Origin of the sequence: Micromonospora coriariae (assembly GCF_900091455.1) — a bacterium.
GTDB classification, from domain to species: Bacteria; Actinomycetota; Actinomycetes; order Mycobacteriales; family Micromonosporaceae; genus Micromonospora; species Micromonospora coriariae.
Window position 1 is genome coordinate 4,261,165 of record NZ_LT607412.1, and the last position, 13,487, is coordinate 4,274,651.

General features: G+C 74.4%; 13 protein-coding genes and 1 pseudogene. 5 read left to right on the forward strand and 9 right to left on the reverse strand.

Translation table 11 applies throughout. The annotated features are described in order from the left end of the window. Positions 1-27 precede the first annotated feature (27 nt). The 3 genes from GA0070607_RS19990 to GA0070607_RS20000 all read left to right on the forward strand — a co-directional run bounded on the left by GA0070607_RS19990 (position 28) and on the right by GA0070607_RS20000 (position 2,734). The gene (locus GA0070607_RS19990; protein ID WP_089019564.1) at positions 28-1,488 is read left to right on the forward strand and encodes an argininosuccinate lyase; all 1,461 of its coding nucleotides are present in this window, start codon (positions 28-30) and stop codon (positions 1,486-1,488) included. Continuing rightward, positions 1,485-2,414, forward strand: coding sequence for an ROK family protein (locus GA0070607_RS19995; protein ID WP_231930033.1), 930 nt, complete (start codon positions 1,485-1,487; stop codon positions 2,412-2,414). Before GA0070607_RS19990 ends, GA0070607_RS19995 begins: the two co-directional genes overlap by 4 nt. Positions 2,415-2,515: 101 nt before the next feature. Further along, entirely contained in the window at positions 2,516-2,734 is a 219-nt protein-coding gene (locus GA0070607_RS20000) for a hypothetical protein (protein WP_089019565.1), read from the forward strand. A gap of 58 nt (positions 2,735-2,792) precedes the next feature. On the opposite strand, the gene GA0070607_RS20005 is transcribed toward GA0070607_RS20000, so the two are convergent. The 8 genes and pseudogenes from GA0070607_RS20005 to GA0070607_RS33820 form a co-directional block, all read right to left on the reverse strand. Then, positions 2,793-4,217: an acyl-CoA carboxylase subunit beta gene (locus GA0070607_RS20005; RefSeq protein WP_089019566.1), complete on the reverse strand. Its 1,425-nt coding sequence runs from the start codon at positions 4,215-4,217 to the stop codon at positions 2,793-2,795. 22 nt (positions 4,218-4,239) lie between these two features. Next, positions 4,240-5,466, reverse strand: a complete 1,227-nt coding sequence (gene fabF / locus GA0070607_RS20010) for a beta-ketoacyl-ACP synthase II (protein WP_089019567.1) — start codon at positions 5,464-5,466, stop codon at positions 4,240-4,242. Between the two features lie 2 nt (positions 5,467-5,468). Further along, on the reverse strand, positions 5,469-5,708 hold the full coding sequence (locus tag GA0070607_RS20015; RefSeq protein WP_089019568.1) for an acyl carrier protein: 240 nt from the start codon (positions 5,706-5,708) through the stop codon (positions 5,469-5,471). An 86-nt stretch (positions 5,709-5,794) separates the two neighbouring features. Continuing rightward, positions 5,795-6,739: a beta-ketoacyl-ACP synthase III gene (locus GA0070607_RS20020; protein WP_089019569.1), complete on the reverse strand. Its 945-nt coding sequence runs from the start codon at positions 6,737-6,739 to the stop codon at positions 5,795-5,797. Continuing rightward, the gene (locus GA0070607_RS20025) at positions 6,736-7,905 is read right to left on the reverse strand and encodes an acyltransferase domain-containing protein (RefSeq protein ID WP_089019570.1); all 1,170 of its coding nucleotides are present in this window, start codon (positions 7,903-7,905) and stop codon (positions 6,736-6,738) included. Before GA0070607_RS20025 ends, GA0070607_RS20020 begins: the two co-directional genes overlap by 4 nt. A gap of 78 nt (positions 7,906-7,983) precedes the next feature. Beyond that, a pseudogene (locus GA0070607_RS20030) lies at positions 7,984-9,276 on the reverse strand (PucR family transcriptional regulator); the annotation flags it as partial. A gap of 31 nt (positions 9,277-9,307) precedes the next feature. Then, complete coding sequence (locus GA0070607_RS20035) at positions 9,308-10,030, reverse strand: response regulator (RefSeq protein WP_231930038.1); 723 nt, start codon at positions 10,028-10,030, stop codon at positions 9,308-9,310. Beyond that, positions 10,027-11,232 (reverse strand): sensor histidine kinase, encoded by a 1,206-nt coding sequence (locus GA0070607_RS33820; RefSeq protein WP_089019572.1) that lies wholly within the window; start codon positions 11,230-11,232, stop codon positions 10,027-10,029. The genes GA0070607_RS20035 and GA0070607_RS33820 overlap by 4 nt, the downstream gene beginning before the upstream one ends. Before the next feature lie 288 nt (positions 11,233-11,520). On the opposite strand from GA0070607_RS33820, the gene GA0070607_RS20045 reads away from it, so the two are divergent. After that, positions 11,521-11,862 (forward strand): hypothetical protein, encoded by a 342-nt coding sequence (locus GA0070607_RS20045; RefSeq protein ID WP_089019573.1) that lies wholly within the window; start codon positions 11,521-11,523, stop codon positions 11,860-11,862. Positions 11,863-11,923: 61 nt separating this feature from the next. On the opposite strand, the gene GA0070607_RS20050 is transcribed toward GA0070607_RS20045, so the two are convergent. Beyond that, positions 11,924-12,574 (reverse strand): hypothetical protein, encoded by a 651-nt coding sequence (locus GA0070607_RS20050; RefSeq protein ID WP_089019574.1) that lies wholly within the window; start codon positions 12,572-12,574, stop codon positions 11,924-11,926. Between the two features lie 241 nt (positions 12,575-12,815). Here GA0070607_RS20050 and GA0070607_RS20055 point away from each other — a divergent pair, with 241 nt between their 5' ends. Further along, entirely contained in the window at positions 12,816-13,451 is a 636-nt protein-coding gene (locus GA0070607_RS20055) for a copper resistance CopC family protein (RefSeq protein ID WP_231930047.1), read from the forward strand. The last annotated feature ends 36 nt before the right edge of the window (positions 13,452-13,487 follow it).

Consider the following 13,487-nt stretch of genomic DNA (forward strand, 5'->3'; position numbering starts at 1 on the left):
GGCCTGGAAGGAAGTAAGGATCCCCTCATGAGCACCTCCGCGCTGACCACCTACCAGCGGCACCACCTGCGGCCCACCTACGAGCATCACGTCGGGCACCTCTTCCCGGCGATGGTGCGAGCGAGTCAGGCCCACGTGGTGATGCTGACCGAGCGTGGGCTCATCCCCGCCGAGCGGGGCGCCGGACTGCTGCGGGGGCTGGCCGTGCTGCGTGCCGACACCGCATCCGCGCCGATCTACGACGGCAGTTTCGAGGACGTCTACTACCTGGTGGAGAAGCGCCTTGCCGAGGCGTGCGGCATCCCGGCCGCCCAGCTCGACGTGCAGCTCGCCCGCAGCCGCAACGACCTCGACGCCGGGGTGTTCCGGATGCTGCTCCGTGACCAACTGCTCGGCGTGCTCGACCGGGTGCTCGCCACCGGTGCGACCGCTCTCGACGTCGCGGACCGGTACGCCGACGTGGTCATCACCGGCTACACGCACCGCCGACCGGCGCAGCCCACCACCATCGGCCACGCCCTCGCCGGCTACGCCGAGGCGCTGGCGGGTGAGGCGGTCGCCTACGCCGACCTGATCGACCAGCTGAACGTCTCGCCGCTGGGCTCCTGTGCCTTCGCCGGCACAGACCTGGACATCTCCCCGGCCCGGGTGGCGGAGCTGCTCGGCTTCGACGGTCTGGTCACCAACTCCTACGAGGCGGTGGCCGGTGCCGACCACCTGGTGCGGGTCGGCACGCTCAACGCCCAGTCGCTGGCCACCGGTGCCCGACTGGCCCGGACCCTGATGGACTGGCTGACCTGGCGCTGGGTGGCCACACCCGGCGACTTCACCCAGGGCAGCAGCATCATGCCGCAGAAGCGCAACCCGGTGGTGCTGGAGCATCTGGTGTCGATGGCCGGCGCCGCCGCCGGGGACGCCGCCTCGGTGCTCAACAACGTCGGTGCGGCCTGGTGGGAGGACTCCAACAACGCCACCACCGACGTGCAGGTCCGGCTCTGGGACAGCAACGATCGTACGGACCGCTTCTTCGCCCTGCTCGGTGGCTTCCTGGCCGAGCTGGAGCCGCTGGAACCGCCGTCCCGGGAGGAGATCGTCGCCTCCGGCGCCACCACCACTGCCGCTGCCGACGCGCTGACCCTGCACGGGGTGCCGTTCCGGGCCGCGCATTCCGTGGTCGGCCGGCTGGTCCGCAGCGGCGCGCCGGACTCCTGGACGGAGAGCGACGTGCGCGCCGCCGCCGACGCGGTAGGCCTGGCCGAGCCGTTGGACGACGCGGCGGTCGCCGATCTGATCGCCGCCGCCGTCCGCCCGGAGCTCGTGCTGCGCCGGGCCCAGATCGACGGTCCCGGTTCCGACGCGGTGCGCGCCCAGGTGGGCGAGCTGCGCGGCGCCTTCGACACCGTCGCCGGCCGGCTCGCCGCCGTCCGGGACCGCCTCGCGGCGGCCGACGCCGCGCTGGACGAGGTCGCCGAGGTGACGGCCAGGTGACCGTACGACTGGCCGACCGCGCCGAGCAGGCCGCCGGGGCCGGAGACGTCGGCGGTCTGCTGCTCGGCATCGACTTCGGCGGCACCAAGATGGCGGTCGGGGTGGCCGACGGCTCGGGCCGGCTGCTGGCCAGCGAGCGGGTGCCGACGCACGCCGACCGGGGCGCCCGCCAGGCGCTGGACCGAGCGTTGGAGGTGGCGACGCGGCTGCTCGGTGAGGTCGGCGGCCCGGCCGCGGCGGTCGGCGTCGCCTCGCCCGGGGTGGTCCGGCCCGACGGCATCGACCTGGCGCCGAACGTGCCGGGCTGGGACCGGCTACGGCTGGTCGACACGGTCGGAGAGCGGCTCGGCGTACCGGCGGTCGCGGTCGACAACGACCTCAACGCCGCCGCCCTGGCCGAGCTGCGGCTCGGCGCGCTGCGCGACGCCGACCCCGGCCTGGTGGTCGGGCTCGGCACGGGAGTGGCGGCGGCGGTCACCGTGCGCGGCACGGTGCTGGCCGGACGGCACGGGGCCGCCGGTGAGATCGGGTACGCCCTCGCCGGCGCCGCCCGTCCCGGCCGGATGCTCGAGTCGGTCTTCTCCGGACGCGCTCTGGATCAGCTCGCCGCCGAGTTGGGAGTGCCGGACGGGGCGGCCGGGCTCGCTGCCCGGGCCGGCCAGCCCGGCGAGGTCCGGGACGTGTTGCGCGGCAGGGTCGACGAGATCGCCCGCCATCTGATCACCTGCTGTCTGCTGGTGGATCCGCAACGGGTGGTGCTGGTCGGCGGAGTGGCCGGCAGCGAGCTGATCCGCGGGCTGATCGTCGACCGGCTTGCCGAGGTGCTGCCGTATCGGCCGGAGGTCGTGCTCTCCAGCTTCGCCGCCGACGCGGCGCTGCTGGGGGCGGTGCTCCTGGCTCGGGAGGCGGTCCAGGCCGCCGGCTGACTCGTCGCGGCTCCGGCCCGTACCCCCGGCCGGCACCGGCCCCGACCCGCCGGCCGAAATCCGGTCGCGTCGCCCTCGGCCGACCTGGCAGCCTGGCCCGCATGGGAGGAGCAGAGGGCTTCCGGTATGTCGAACGGGCCGACGGCGCCATCGAGATCACGCATCACGGGCGGGTGGCCACCACGTTGCGCGGCGGCCGGGCGGCGGAGTTCCTCGCCGAGGTGGACGACGACCCGCAGCTGGTGATGGCCCGCTGGACCGGCAACTACCGCCGGGGCAACGAGCGCACCGCGAAGCACCACCCCCGCAACCGGGCCTGAACGTAAGGAAGGGCCCCTTCTTATCGCCTGGCGATAAGAAGGGGCCCTTCCTTACGCGCTACAGCGGGATGTTGCCGTGTGCGCCGCGGGCGGCCGGGGCACCGGCCAGCGCCTCGGCGATCCGCCGACGGGTCTCCGCCGGCTTGATCACGTCGTCGACCACGCCGATCTCCAGCGCCCGGTTGACCCCGCCCGCCGTGCGGGTCTGCTCCTCGATCAGCTGCGCACGCAGCGTCTCCCGCTCCTCCGCCGGAGCCGCCGCGAGCTTCTTGCGGTACAGGATGTTGACCGCCGCGCTGGCACCCATCACCGCGACCTCCGCGTCCGGCCAGGCGAAGACCGCGGTGGCACCCAGCGAGCGGGAGTTCATCGCGATGTACGCCCCGCCGTACGCCTTGCGCGTCACCAGGGTCACCCGCGGCACCACCGCCTCGGCGAACGCGTGCAGCAGCTTCGCCCCGCGCCGGACCACGCCGTCCCATTCCTGGCCCAGGCCGGGCAGGTAGCCGGGCACGTCGACGAGCACGATCAGCGGTACGCCCAGCGAGTCGCACATCCGGACGAACCGGGCCGCCTTCTCCGCGCTGGAGGCGTCCAGGCAGCCGCCGAGGCGTAGCGGGTTGTTGGCGATCACGCCGACCGTCCGGCCGGCGAACCGGCCCAACGTGGTCACCACGTTCGGCGCCCACTTGGCGTGCAGCTCCACACCGGGGCCGTCGAGCAGGGCCTGGACCACCGGCTTGACGTCGTACGCCCGGTTGGTCTCGGCCGGCATCTTGGCCGACAGGTCGTGCCCGTCCACGTCGACGGCCGGCACGTCGTTGGGTGAGAGCCGGCCCTGACGGCCGAGCAGCGCGGCGAGCTTGCGCGACTCGACCATCGCCGCCGCGTCGTCGGCGCAGGTCACGTGCACCACGCCGGAGCGCCGGCCGTGCGGCTCGGGGCCGCCCAGGCGCTCCATGTCGACCTGCTCGCCGGTGACGCTGCGGACCACCTCGGGCCCGGTCACGAAGATCCGCCCGGCGCCGCTCATCACCACGATGTCGGTCAGCGCCGGCCCGTACGCCGCGCCACCGGCCGCCGGCCCGAGCACCACGGAGATCTGCGGTACCCGGCCCGATGCGCGGACCATGGCCGCGAAGACCTGCCCGACCGCGTCGAGCGCGACCACGCCCTCGGCCAGCCGGGCGCCGCCGGAGTGCCAGAGGCCCAGCACCGGCACCCGCTCCCGCACGGCGGTGTCGATCGCGTCGACGATGTGCCGGCACCCGTCCGTGCCCATCGCGCCGCCCATCCTGGTGGCGTCGGTGGCGTACGCGATGGCGGGCGCGCCCTCGATCTCGCCGCGCGCCCAGAGCACCCCGGAGCTGTCCCGGGGGGCCAGCAGGCGCAGCGAGCCGGCGTCGAACAGCGCCCGGAGGCGGACCTCAGGATCCCGGTGGTCCACGGTGAGCGTGTCCGCACCGAGGGCGGTGGTGGTCACGTGCGCCTCCAAGGCTGTGGTCTCAGGCCCGGGTGAAGACGAGAGCCACGTTGTGGCCCCCGAAGCCGAACGCGTTGTTCAGCGCGGCCGGGATCTCCATGTGGCGCGCCTTGTGGGCGGCCACCTCCAGGGTGAGACCGTCGTCCGGGTCGTCGAGGTTGATCGTCGGAGGTACGACACCATCGCGGATGGCCAGGATGGTGGCGATCGACTCCAGGGCGCCTGCCGCACCGAGCAGGTGACCGGTCATCGACTTGGTCGCGGCCAGCACCGGGTGGTCGCCGAGAGCCTTGTGCAGCGCGCCGATCTCCAGCATGTCGCCGACCGGGGTCGACGTGGCGTGCGCGTTGACGTGCACGATGTCCCGCTTGGCCACATCCGCGTCCGCGATCGCCTTGGCGATGGCCCGGATCGCGCCCTCGCCCTCGGCGTGCGGCTGCACGATGTCGTACGCGTCGGAGGTGATCCCGGCGCCGGCGAGGCGCGCGTACACCCGGGCGCCCCGGGCGGCGGCGTGCTCGGCCCGCTCCAGCACCACGATGCCGGCGCCCTCGCCGAGGACGAAGCCGTCACGGCCCCGGTCCCACGGGCGGGAGGCCCGCTCCGGCTCGTCGTTGCGGGTCGACATGGCCCGCATCGAGCTGAACCCGGCGATCGGCAGCGCGTGGATGACCGCCTCGGTGCCGCCGGCCACCACCACGTCGGCCCGGCCGGCGCGGATGATGTCCAGGCCCAGCGCGATCGCCTCGGCGCCGGTGGCGCAGGCGCTGGCCACCGAGTGCACGCCGGCCTTGGCGCCCAGCTCCAGCCCGACCCACGCGGCCGGACCGTTCGGCATCAGCATCGGAATCGTGTGCGGGGAGACCCGCCGCGGCCCGGACGCCTCCAGGATGTCGTCCTGGGCGAGAAGGGTGGTGGCACCGCCGATGCCGGAGCCGACGCTGACCGCCAGCCGTTCACCGTCGAGGCCGGAGTCGGCCAGGCCGGCGTCCGCCCAGGCCTGCTGCGCCGCGATGATCGCGATCGCCTCGGAGCGGTCCAGCCGGCGCAGCCGGACCCGGTCCAGCACCTCGGACGGCTCCACGGCCAGCTGGGCGGCGATCCGGACCGGCAGTTGCGCGGCCCACTCCTGGGTGAGGGCACTCACCCCGGAGCGGCCGGCGAGCATGGCGTCCCAGGTCGACGCGACGTCCCCGCCGAGCGGGGTCGTCGCGCCGAGCCCGGTGACGACGACGTCAGGACGACTCATGATCAGGACTGCGCCTCGATGTAGGTGACGGCGTCCCCGACGGTCTTGAGGTTCTGCACCTCATTGTCCGGGATCTTGACGCCGAACTTCTCCTCGGCCGCCACCACGACCTCCACCATGGAGAGCGAGTCGACATCGAGGTCGTCGGTGAAGGACTTCGCCTCGGCCACGTCGTCCGGGTTCACCCCGGCAACCTCTTCGAGGATCTCGGCGAGGCCGGTGGTGATCTCGTCACGGGTCATTGCGGTTGGTTCCTTTCATTGGGGGTTCTCCGGCGGCCGGCGTCGCCGACCGCCACTCCTGGGCGCGTGTGCGCCCGAGGGGGTCCTCAGGGACAGCGGACGACCTGACCGGCGTAGGTCAGGCCACCGCCGAAGCCGAACAGCAGCACCGGGGCGCCCGAGGGCACCTCCCGCCGCTCGACCAGCTTGGACAGGGCCAGCGGCACGCTCGCCGCGGACGTGTTGCCGGACTCGACGATGTCCTTCGCGATGATCGCGTTGGGGATGTTGAGCCGCTTGGCGATGCCGTCGATGATCCGGGCGTTGGCCTGGTGCGGCACGAACGCGGCCAGCTCCGACGGGTCGACCCCGGCCCGCTCGCACGCCTGCAGGGCCAGCGGCGCCAGCGCGGTGGTGGCCCAGCGGAAGACCGACTGACCCTCCTGCTGGATGTACGGGCGCCAGCCCTCGATGCGGACCGCGTCGCTCTTCTCCGGCACCGAACCCCAGACCACCGGGCCGATCCCGGCCGGCTCGTCGTCGGCGGTCGCGGTGACCACCGCCGCGCCGGCGCCGTCGCCGAAGATGATGCAGGTGGAGCGGTCGGTCCAGTCGGTGAAGTCGGAGAGCTTCTCCGCGCCGATGACGATCGCGTTGCGCGACGCCCCGGCCCGGATGGCGTGGTCGACGGTGCCCAGCGCGTAGGCGAAGCCCGAGCAGGCGGTGTTGACGTCGTACGCGCCCGGCGCGGCGATGCCCAGCTTGGCGGCGACCCGGCAGGCCACGTTCGGGCTGCGGTCGACCGAGGTGCAGGTGGCGACCACGACCAGGTCGATGTCGGCGGCGGTCAGGCCGGAGTTGGCCAGCGCCTTGCCGGCGGCGGCGGCGGCCATGTCGGCCACCGTCTCGCTGTCGGCGATCCGCCGGGTGACGATGCCGACGCGGTCCCGGATCCACTCGTCGTTGGTGTCCACGAGCTGGGCGATGTCGTCGTTGGTCACCACCCGGGAAGGCTGGTAGTGCCCCATCGAGACGATGCGACTGCCAGTCATGAACGACCTCCGATGCGGGCGAGCGGTTGGCCCGGCGCGACCGGGTCGTCGTGGTGGGCGAGCCATTCGGTGAGGACACCGCCCTGGTGGGCGGTCACCTCGACCGGCCCCTGCCGGGTGCCGATGTGCCCGACGACCTGGCCGGCGCGGATCGTCTCGCCCTCGGTCAGCTCGGGGGACGGGGCGAAGGTGCCGGCGGACGGTGCCACCACCACGCGGAACTGCATGGTCGGCTCGTGGCTGGGCGCCATGCTGTGCCGGGCGATCAGGTCCCGCGCGGCCGGCAGGTCGTCCGGGGTGTTCAGGGTGACGATCTCCGGTGCGCCGTCGCCCTTCAGTTCGCGCTTGACCAGCCCGGCCAGGGTGCCGGCCGGCGGCAGCTCGATCACGCCGGTCACACCGAGGTCGGCAAGCGTGCGCATGCACAGGTCCCAGCGGACCGGCGCGGTGACCTGGCGGACCAGGCGCTGCACCATGTCGCGGCCGTGGTTGACCGCGGCGCCGTCGAGGTTCGACAGCAGGATCCGGGCCGGGTCGGCCGGGGTGATCCCGGCGGCCACCGCGGCCAGCGCGGTCTCGGCCGGCGCCATGTACGGGGTGTGGAACGCGCCGGCGACCTGGAGCCGGATGATGCGGGTCTTCGCCGGCGGCTCGGCGGCGAGCTTGTCCAGCCCGTCCAGGGAGCCGGCGGCGACGATCTGCCCGGCGCCGTTGCGGTTGGCCGGGTGCAGCCCGTGCGCGGCGATCGCGGCGAGCACCTCGTCCGGGTCGCCGCCGAGCACGGCGGCCATCCCGGTCGGCTCCAGCGCGCACGCGGCGGCCATCTCCCGGCCCCGGACGCCGGCGAGGGTGATGGCGGCCTCGGCCGGCAGCACCCCGGCCAGTGCCGCGGCACCGAGCTCGCCGACGCTGTGCCCGACGGTGAGCGTCACGTCGTACAGCGGCAGGTGCTCGGCGGCGAGCAGTGCCGCGGCGACCAGCAGCGGCTGGGTGCGGGCGGTGTCCTTGATCTCGTCGGCGTCGGCGGCGGTGCCCAGGTGCACCAGGTCGACCCCGGCCAGAGCCGACCACCAGCGCAGTCGCGCCTCGGTGCCGGTCAGGTCGAGCCAAGGGGTCAGGAAGCCGGGTTTCTGGGAACCCTGGCCGGGACTAAGTACGGCGAGCACGACTATGACTCTCCCGGATACGCGTGGGTAACGCTGTGCCGGCCTCGACCAAACCACACTAGAACCTTTGGAGGGTTCCTACAAAGATCGGCGGTGATCGTCGCCGGTTTGGGTGGCTTTCCGGACTGCCGGGGTCATTGTCTGGGTCGGGACCGGCGGGGTCACCGGGGTCACCGGATCCAGTCGGCCGACGGTCAGCGCCACCTGGAGGGCGAAAGCGTCCCGGGGTGACAGCGGCGAGAAGCCGGTCACCTCGGCGATGCGGCGCAGCCGGTAGCGCACCGTGTTCGGGTGCACGAACAGCGCCCGCGCAGCGCTCTCCAGTGTGCCGCCGGCGGCCAGGAACGCGTCCAGCGTCTCCAGCAACTCGCCACCGGCGCGCACCAGGGTCGCGTACACGTCGTGCCGCAGCCGGCGGCGGGCCTCCGCGTCGCCGGCCAGGGCCCGCTCCGGCAGCAGGTCGGCGGCCGGCACCGGCCGGGGCGCCGTCGGCCAGGCCGGCGCCGCCCGGAAGCCGGCCAGCGCCGCCCGCGCCGACTCCGTCGCCTCGTCCAGACTGGGTACGGCCGGACCCACCACCACCGGCCCGTCCCCGAACGCGGTCAGCAGCTTGCCGGTGGCTCCCAGCGGGTCCGCCGCGCCGCCCAGCACGATCACCAGGCGGTCGCCGTGCACCCCGCCGATCACCTCCACCCCGATCCGCCGGGCCTGCCGGTAGACCACGTGCAGCACCGCGGAGACCTCCCCGCCGGGGGAGCGGCCGACCGCCACCGCGACCGGCGGCGCGTCCGTCCAGCCGAGCGCCGCCGCCCGGCTGGCCAGCACGTCCGGCGAGTCACCGCGCAGCAGCGCGTCGACCAGCAGGGCCTGCAACCGGGCGTCCCACGCACCGCGTGACTCGGCGGCCCGCGCGTACACCCGGGCGGCGGCGAACGCGATCTCCCGGGAGAAGCGCAGCACCGCCTCGCGCAGCTGCTGCTCCTCGCCCTCGGCGGCCAGGTGCGACACCTGCTCCTCGACCACGTCGATGGTCACCTTGATCAGCGCCACGGTCTGCTGGAGGGTGATCGACCGGGCCAGCGCCTCGGGAGCGGCGGCGAAGACCTCGTCGGAGACCTCCTGGGTGCTGTCCGCAGTGCCGCCGCCGTCGCGCAGCCACTGCACCAGCGACCGGGCGCCCGCCTGGGCCACCAGCATCACCCAGGAGCGCTGGTCGGCCGGCAGGGCGCGGAACCAGGGCAGGGTCTCGTCCATCCGGGCCACGCTGGCGGTGGCCAGCGCCCCCGCCGCGCGTTCGATCTGACGCAGCGTGGCCGTCAGCTCCCCACCGCCCGGCGTACTCACCGCCCTAGCCTGACACGCGCTGACCTGGATCTTCATGCCGGGCCGGTTGGGTCCGCGATCACGGCGGCGGGGCGGGGGCGGGCAGGCCCAGCTCCTGGGCCAGGATCGCGGCCTGCACGCGGCTGCGCAGGTCCAGCTTCGCCAGGATCCGGCTCACGTGCGTCTTGGTGGTGCTCTCCGCCATCGCCAGCCGGTCGGCGATCTGCTGGTTGGACAGGCCCAGGCCGAGGCAGGCCAGCACGTCCCGCTCGCGGGGGGTGAGCGTGTCCAGGGCGGCCCGGGTGGCCGCCGACGAACCCGGCGCGGTGGCCGCGAAAGCCGCGATCAACCGACGGGTCACAGCGGGTGCGATGAACCCGTCCCCGCGTGCCACCGTCCGTACCGCCGCGACCAGCCCCGCGGCGTCGGTGTCCTTGAGCAGGAAACCGGCCGCGCCGGCGCGCAGCGCCCCGAAGACGTACTCGTCGAGGTCGAAGGTGGTGAGCACCAGCACGTCGGCGAGCCCCTCGGCGACGATCGCCCGGGTCGCGGAGATGCCGTCCCGGCGCGGCATCCGGATGTCGAGCACCGCGACGTCCGGTCGCAACTCCCGGCACAGCCGTACCGCCTCGTCGCCGTCGCCCGCCTCGCCGACCACCTCGACGCCCGGAGCGCCGGCCAGGATCAGCGCCAGCCCGGCTCGTACCGCCGGCTGGTCGTCCGCCAGCACCACCCGGACCGCCGGTCCCGTCGACCCGCCCGCCGTGCCGGCGTCGCCCGGCGCCCGGGCCGGGCCGGTCACCCGTCCTCCCGGGTGGGCAGCGCGGCCCGGACCCGCCACCGGCCGTCGTGCGGCCCGGCGTCGAACCGGCCCGCGAGCAGCGTGGCGCGTTCCCGCATCCCGATCAGCCCGGCCCCGGCGCCGGTCAGCCCGGCGCCGCCGCGGCGCACCGGATTCTCCACCGTCAGCACGACCTCGGTCGGCCGGTACGCGATCGTCAGCTCCGCCTCGCCCGCGCCGTGCTTGAGCGCGTTGGTCAGTGACTCCTGCACGATCCGGTACGCGGCGAGGTCCACCCCCACCGGCAGCGGGCCGGGCGTGCCGTCGGTACGGACCCGTACCGCGAGGCCGGCGGCCCGGATCCGCTCGACCAGCCGGTCCGCCTCGGCGAGCCGCGCGGTGGCCGCCTCCGGCAGTGCGCCGCCGTCGCCCGCCGGTGTCCGCGTGCCGCCGGCGCCCGGCTCGCGCAGCAGTTCGATCATCTGCCGCATCTCCGCCAGGCCCTGCACGCTGCTCTCCCGGATCACCCGCAACGCCGACTCGACCTGGCCGCGGTCCAGCCCGGGCACCGACAGGACGGCGGTGGCGTGGATGGCCACCGCGCTGAGATGGTTGGCGACCACGTCGTGCAACTCCCGGGCCATCCGGGCCCGTTCGGCGCTGACCGCCTGCCAGCGGTCCAGCTCGACCAGCCGGGCGGTCTGCTCGGCCCGGGCCCGCTCGGCGGCGGCCTGGTCGCGGTACTGCCGGACGCTGATGCCCGTCAGCACCGGCAGCAGGCCGACGAGCACCACCAGCACACCGACGGCGACTCCGCGCCACTCGTCGGAAAGGAGCACGCCGACCACCGCGCCGACCAGGCTCAGCCCGACGGTCGCCCGCAGCAGCCACCGCCACAGCCGCGCCGGGCCGTACACGCAGGCGTCGTAGAGCACCTGGGTGTAGACCAGAATCGTCCCCAGCGAGCCGCCGAGCGCGATGTCCACGACCAGCGCCCCCGTGCCGACGCCCAGACTGGCGCGCGGCGCGACCCGGCGCAGCCCGACGGCCACGCACACGGCCAGCAGCGGCGGCAGGAACAGCGCGGGCGGCACGTCCGGATGCGGACGGATCTGCGGTTGCCAACCGAGGGTCCACAGCACCAGGCCGCCGGCCAGCGACGCACCGGCCAGCGCGAGATCCCGGCCGAGCGTGCCGGAACCGAGCCACGGTGGCGGTCGCATGGTCCCGATCCCATCACAGCCGTCGAGCCGCGGACTCCGACCCGGGGAGGACCCTGCCGGACCCGGCATGCGCCGAAAGGGGTACGCCGCACGGGTGGCCTCCCGCCGTCACCGACCGCCGGCGACGATCGTGCTGGTCGCCTTCCCGCACGCGGCGAGCGTGTCCCGTCGCCCGCCGAGGCGCTGACCCCGGGGTACGCCGTGCGCGGCCGTCGGTCCCGGCCAGTACGGTGTCAGGGCACGTCGGGGGGAGCACCCGCGGGTGAGTGTGAGCGTGAGGAGACCGGGATGGCGCACGGGGAGGCCGAGCACGGCTGCGCCCAGGGCGAGCCCTGCCGGCCGGGGCACCCCGATCCGCAGGCGGCCGCCAAGCACCGCCGGACGGTCGGCGGCGTGCCGTCGCACCCGGCGGAGCCGACCACCGGCCGGCCCGCGGACCGGGCCGACGACGACGCCGTGGTGCCCCGCCAGCGGGCCGCCGAGCCGGTGCTGCCCGGGGAGCCCGAGCCCGACCACGACGGCGGGTGCCGCAGCGAGATGCCCGGATGGGCCGGCGCCCACCGGCACGGCCCGGTCCGGCCGCGTCAGCGGGCCACCCGCCGGGAGCGCCCACCGCGTCGCTGGTGCTGACCCCACGACCGCCCGGCTGACGCTCAGCGGGCGGCCGTGGAGGTGGGTCGTCACTGGCGGGTCAGCGGGTGCGGCGGCGGATCAGCAGCGCGATCCCGGCGAGGCCGACAGTGATGGTCAGCATCACCGCGACGTTGAGCAGCAGCAGTCGCTGCAACTCGCCGAGCGCCTCGTCGATGTCCTTGGCCGGGTCGAGAGTGTCCTCGGGGAGCACCCGCTCGCCGCCGCCCACGCCGCCGCTGACCGTGTCGAACTGCCGCTCCAGCGGCACGCCGGCGGTGCGCAACGTCTCGGACATGCTGAGCCGGCCGAGGAACCAACCGGCGACGGTCTTGCGGGAATCCGGCTGCTTCGCCGGCCGGTAGATCCGTGGACCGCCGGCCGCCTTGGGATACAGGTCGTACGTCTGCTTCGGCGTCTCCCCGGCGAGCACCACTACCGTGTACTTCGGGCCGAGACCGGCCGCGCTCGGCCCCTTGGGCTGGCCGGTGCGGCCGAGGAAGTTGACCTGGTCGATGACCGCCGCCACGTGCGCGGGTTTACTGTCCACACGCAACCGCAGCGGCCCGGACAGCCCCGGGCCGGTGATGTCCACTCCGGCGGGTGCCGGCTTCGGTGCCGCCTCGGCCGGGCCGGCGGCGCCGAGCGACAGTAGCGCCGCCGCCAGCGTGCCGGCCAGCACGGCGGCCCACCGCCTCATCTGTCGGACCATCCCGCCTCCTCGCCCCGTTCGATGGATGGCTTCGTCGTGACGTCCGGATCGATTGTTCGGTGGTGGCACCGACCGGGCGGCCGGTGCCACTCTTCACAGAGTCGCAGAACGTCGATGATTTGCAGCTTGTGGAGCAGTAATTGGAACTATCTGCGATCTCTGCTCGACTAATGAGGAGCCGATTGATCAGCGGGCGGATCGTACCCTTACGGAGGGGTTCATGGGGGGCAGGGTTACACGAGTGGCGCGGGTCGTGCCAGTGGTGCTCGGCGTGGCGTGCGGTGTGTCGTTGCTGGTCCCGGCGACGCCGGCCGCTGCCCACAATTCGCTGACCGGCAGCGACCCGCGCGACGGCGCCCGGGTGGCCACCGCGCCCACCCGGATCGAGCTCCGGTTCCTGGCCAAGCCGGATCCGGCTACGACGAAGATCACAGTAACCGGACCGGACAATGTGGTCGCCGGCGGGCTGCCGGCCTTCGCCGGCAGCCGCGTACGCGTGCCGTTCAAGCCCGGCGCTGCGGGGCTCTACATCGTCGGTTACCAGGTCGCCTCCGGCGACGGGCACCCGGTGAAGGGCGAGGTGCGCTTCACCCTCACCACCGGCACGGCCGCCGACCCGTCCGCGAGCCCGTCCGCCCTGCCGTCGGTGAGCGGTGGCACCGTCGCGCCACCGGGTACTGCGCCGGCCTCGCCGTCGTCCGATGGGGCCTCGGCGTCACCCGGCGCGGAGGGCGGCAGCCCGACGGCGGTCGTGCCGCTGGCGCAGGAGCGCGCCGACTCCGGTCACCGCCGGTGGCTCTGGGCACTCGGGGCCCTGGTGCTGCTCGCCGTCGTGGTGACCGGGTTCCTGCTCCGCCGCCGGGCCACCCGCGGCTGAGCCCCACCCGAACGCGGCGAGGAGGGTGCTCCCGGC

Coding starts and splice junctions, on each gene's coding strand:
- GA0070607_RS19990 (WP_089019564.1), top strand. CDS start 28: ATGAGCACCTCCGCGCTGACCACCTACCAGCGGCACCACCTGCGGCCC.
- fabF (WP_089019567.1), bottom strand. CDS start 5,466: ATGAGTCGTCCTGACGTCGTCGTCACCGGGCTCGGCGCGACGACCCCG.
- GA0070607_RS33820 (WP_089019572.1), bottom strand. CDS start 11,232: ATGCGACCGCCACCGTGGCTCGGTTCCGGCACGCTCGGCCGGGATCTC.
- GA0070607_RS20020 (WP_089019569.1), bottom strand. CDS start 6,739: ATGACTGGCAGTCGCATCGTCTCGATGGGGCACTACCAGCCTTCCCGG.
- GA0070607_RS20050 (WP_089019574.1), bottom strand. CDS start 12,574: ATGGTCCGACAGATGAGGCGGTGGGCCGCCGTGCTGGCCGGCACGCTG.
- GA0070607_RS20045 (WP_089019573.1), top strand. CDS start 11,521: ATGGCGCACGGGGAGGCCGAGCACGGCTGCGCCCAGGGCGAGCCCTGC.
- GA0070607_RS20000 (WP_089019565.1), top strand. CDS start 2,516: ATGGGAGGAGCAGAGGGCTTCCGGTATGTCGAACGGGCCGACGGCGCC.
- GA0070607_RS20015 (WP_089019568.1), bottom strand. CDS start 5,708: ATGACCCGTGACGAGATCACCACCGGCCTCGCCGAGATCCTCGAAGAG.